The sequence below is a fragment of the Caldibacillus sp. 210928-DFI.2.18 genome (assembly GCF_020554505.1).
Taxonomy (GTDB): domain Bacteria; phylum Bacillota; class Bacilli; order Bacillales; family Caldibacillaceae; genus Caldifermentibacillus; species Caldifermentibacillus hisashii.
In genome coordinates this window covers 1-1,583 of the sequence record NZ_JAJCHL010000182.1, presented here as the reverse complement: position 1 = coordinate 1,583, position 1,583 = coordinate 1, and the positions used below count along the sequence as shown (strand labels likewise).

Genomic DNA, 1,583 nt, shown 5'->3' with positions numbered 1-1,583 from the left:
TTTACGGAATATTCGGATTAATGGTAAAAATTAAGTTGGTTCTACTAAAACACGAAAACCTTGAGATTTAGCAAAACGAATAGCTTGCTCTACCGTAATTTCACGGGTTACTGGAACGGAATCTGATTTTTTATATAACGCCGGATTATATGGTTCCTTCTTTTTGAGAATATTATATATAGCAGTTAAAAGCATTCGTGCAATTGCAATAATTGCTCGCTTGTGACCACGACGTTTTTTGAGTTTTAAATAGCGGTTTCGAATTTCGGGATGTTTTTCACTTTTGACTACAGCGGTCGCACACTGTACCAAAAGAGGTTTTATATAACAACCAGCTCTCGAAATTCTTACTGATTTTTTCTTGCCAGCACTCTCATTATTTGTAGGTGTAAGTCCTGCCCAGGAACATAAATGCTTAGCTGTCGGAAACACGTCCATATCAACACCGATTTCTGAAACCACGGCAATGGCAGAAAAGATGTTCTTAAAAGACGGAACAGTTAAGATTAATTTAATTTCTTCTGAGTAGGACTTGGCAAGTGAAAGAATTATTTTTTCAAGATCTTCTTTACGTGATTGGAGATCTTCAAAGTGCTGTTTAATTACTTTTAATTTTTCAGCCTGTTCTGGTGTAATAAAACCATCAATGGCAAGTTCTAGTTCTGGGAGTTTATTCTTCATAGAACCATGAATTAAAGGTTCTATATCAAAAGAAGTATCTAAAGGATTTTCTAGCAGTTTTTCAATAATGTTCATAGAACTTTTGCCAAAGGTGTCCGAAACAACATGACCAAGCTGTATGTTTGACACTGTTAAGCAGTTTTGAAGACGGTTCTTTTCACTCGACATAAAGTTCGTGAGTTTAAAACGATATCGCATAAGGTCGCGAAGCTGTCTTATAGCAAGTGGTGGCATAAAGCTTCCAGCAATTAGATCATGCTTAAATAAATCAGCAATCCACTTAGCATCCTTTTTATCAGTCTTTTTGCCACGAATAGCTTTAACGTATTTAGGATGCGCAAGTGTTATTTTACAGGAATCTTCAAGTACATTAAATACAGGAATCCAGTATTTTCCTGTAGATTCCAAACAAACATCTTTACAATTATTTTCACAAAGCCATTGTGACAGCTCTTTCAAACCTTTTGTAAAGGTAGAAAAGCGATGGCGTTTGTAAGTAGTAACTCCTTTGTTGGTAGAAGCAATACAGGCAACAACAAAGGTTTTGTGAACATCAATTCCACAACAAATGGGATAAATAATTTTCAAAGCCATAGGGATAACTCCTTTCCGAGATTGATAGGGATAAACAACATTGACTGATTGCCCAGCAATAAACGAGTATTGTTTATACAAAGATAAGTCTGCGTGCTCGAAGACACACTTATTTGTGCTTGGAAAGGCAATCTACACATATAAAAATGCGGTCACTCCACAAATGGAGCAGCCCACTCACCTCCACGTGATTTGTAGTTGATTGTTATCCCTATGGCTATAGATTAATAAAAATAACGCTCAAAGGGAATTAATTTCATTCCGTTTTGTGCCTTGAGCGAAGCGAAAGGAATGGGTATAAAAATGAG

1 protein-coding gene is annotated in these 1,583 nt (G+C 36.3%); it reads right to left on the bottom strand.

The genetic code is table 11. The annotated features are described in order from the left end of the window. Positions 1-30: 30 nt before the first annotated feature. Entirely contained in the window at positions 31-1,275 is a 1,245-nt protein-coding gene (locus tag LIZ98_RS17405; protein ID WP_108897644.1) for an IS110 family RNA-guided transposase, read from the bottom strand. Positions 1,276-1,583: the final 308 nt, after the last annotated feature.

Coding starts and splice junctions, on each gene's coding strand:
- LIZ98_RS17405 (WP_108897644.1), bottom strand. CDS start 1,275: ATGGCTTTGAAAATTATTTATCCCATTTGTTGTGGAATTGATGTTCAC.